Source organism: Finegoldia magna (assembly GCF_018371055.1).
Taxonomy (GTDB): domain Bacteria; phylum Bacillota; class Clostridia; order Tissierellales; family Peptoniphilaceae; genus Finegoldia; species Finegoldia magna_I.
Genome location: NZ_JAGYZD010000335.1, coordinates 1 through 1324, shown reverse-complemented (window position 1 = coordinate 1324; position 1324 = coordinate 1). Strand labels below are relative to the sequence as shown.

Genomic DNA, 1324 nt, shown 5'->3' with positions numbered 1-1324 from the left:
CGTTTATTTGAGAGATGCATTGGCAGAAGATTACAGACCATTGGAATAACATTGAAATAAATTAGAAGAGGACAATGTCCTCTTTTTTTACGCAAAAAAATAGACGAATTGATTCGCCTATTTAAAATTTGTATAATATTCTTCTATTAACAATTTGATATTTGCAACTAGAGTGGGATATTCTGCTTCAATATCCGTTACAATCGCAGCATACAAGTCCTTTTCATTGACAGTTTGCATTTTGTGAATTCTAATGAAACTAATCGGTTGAGTTAGATTCAGATTAGGATAATCATTTTTATTGATTGCCACATCATATTTCACATGTCTTCTACTTCTGTCTGTTATCTTGGAAACTGGAAGTGCGTTATAATCTTTAGGAAATTTATCGTCAGCTTCCTTTATAATTAAAAACGGTCTGGATTTGTAATCAATCCTGTTAGTCTTGGAATTGTAATACGGAAATCTTACTTTGTATATAGACCATTCTTTACTAGAATTATTCATACTTAATCCTCAATATCTTCAAATTCGTCTACATACATATCAAAAACCGAATCGTAAGGTCTCAACTTATTCGCATCCACCCTTATATCATCAAGCTTTATTTTATTAAATCCTTGTTGCTTGTCAGTTAATCCTTCCCTGCTTTTTTGCCAACAATATTCTTCGTGCGACAAATCCCTCAAATACCACGCATCATACTTAGCGTACTGAGCAATCGTATTGTCGATCACGTATTTTTCTTCTTCTGTCAAAGAAAATCCGCCTTCGATATCAAATACTTCCGAATTTTCTAGGCAATATCTCAACGATGGCAACACCGGTCCATGTATCCATCCTTCAAATTCTTCATCAAATAATTGATGACCAGTCAAGCATAGAGACTCTCTTTGTGAAAAATACATTAGTTTCTGCAATTTTAATTCGCTTTGAATTCTATTGCCAGTTTGTCTTTCATATGAATAAATCAAATATTTCGTAACTTCAAATTCTTTTTTCATTCTCTACACCTCCTATTAACATCATTATATAACTTCAAACACAACATAGCAACATATGTTCTGCTATTTAAAAGAACAAATAATTCAAAATATACACCGTAACGACCGACAGCAAAAATCCAAGCTCTATAATTCTAATCTTTGTTTTCTTATAAAAATCGGACGAAATCACAAAAGCTGGGCCAATCGCCGCGTACATAATTATAGATTTAATCAACTGCTGATTGTTCGTCACAGCACTCACCACGACGTATGTAAACACTGGAATTATCAGCAAATTCACAACGGCTAGCATGAGGGATGTCAAATCAAGCAGGCTT

Annotated in this window: 2 protein-coding genes and 1 pseudogene; all 3 read right to left on the bottom strand. The window is 33.5% G+C overall.

The window, feature by feature from the left end; translation table 11 throughout:
• Window positions 1–117: 117 nt before the first annotated feature.
• Window positions 118–507, bottom strand: coding sequence for a type II toxin-antitoxin system PemK/MazF family toxin (locus KHW44_RS09680; protein WP_278725738.1), 390 nt, complete (start codon window positions 505–507; stop codon window positions 118–120).
• A gap of 2 nt (window positions 508–509) precedes the next feature.
• A complete protein-coding gene (locus KHW44_RS09675) occupies window positions 510–1004 on the bottom strand; it encodes a Panacea domain-containing protein (protein ID WP_304068913.1) in 495 nt (164 codons plus the stop codon).
• Window positions 1005–1071: 67 nt separating this feature from the next.
• Window positions 1072–1324: pseudogene (locus KHW44_RS09670) on the bottom strand (hypothetical protein); the annotation flags it as partial.

What these genes read in the sequence shown, in the direction of transcription:
- KHW44_RS09675 (WP_304068913.1), bottom strand. Translation starts at nt 1,004, where the DNA reads ATGAAAAAAGAATTTGAAGTTACGAAATATTTGATTTATTCATATGAA.
- KHW44_RS09680 (WP_278725738.1), bottom strand. Translation starts at nt 507, where the DNA reads ATGAATAATTCTAGTAAAGAATGGTCTATATACAAAGTAAGATTTCCG.